The following is a 537-nucleotide window of genomic DNA, read 5'->3' on the forward strand; positions in this document are numbered from 1 at the left end:
CCCCCTCCCTTCTCGCCACCCCCCGCAACCCAGCAGAAGGGCCCCGAGCCGGCCCTGGCCGCACAACCCTCGGCTATACGGAGATGGCCGACGTTGACGACGCCATCGGATATGCCGTCCGACGCGGAGCGCAGCAAGTCGTGCTCTTTGGCTGGACAATGGGGGCCGCCATCGCCCTCCAACTCGCCGACCACCCGCGACACCAAGGACTGATCGCCGCTCTCGTACTCGACTCGCCAGTCCTCAACTGGACCGAAGCCATCAAGACCAACTGCGTTCGCAGCGGACTGCCCGCAGCAGCCGGGCAGCTCGCTATCCCGTGGCTCACCCTCGCCCCGCTGGCACGCACAGTCGGGTTGCGGGGCCGCATCCCGCTGCATTCCTTCGACTGGACCGCCCGAGCCGCAGACCTCTCCACGCCGACCCTGATCCTCCACGGCACCCGAGACGACTCCGTACCGATCCGGCTCTCACAAGCACTCCGCGACGCGCGCCCCGATCTCATCGAGCTGGAGACCTTCGACGCCGGCCACACCC

The 537-nt window shown here is 68.5% G+C and carries 1 pseudogene; it reads left to right on the forward strand.

The window, feature by feature from the left end:
* Positions 1 to 83: 83 nt before the first annotated feature.
* Positions 84 to 537, forward strand: a pseudogene (locus GTW58_RS13870) (alpha/beta hydrolase); the annotation flags it as partial.

Source organism: Kocuria subflava (assembly GCF_012163155.1).
GTDB classification, from domain to species: Bacteria; Actinomycetota; Actinomycetes; order Actinomycetales; family Micrococcaceae; genus Kocuria; species Kocuria subflava.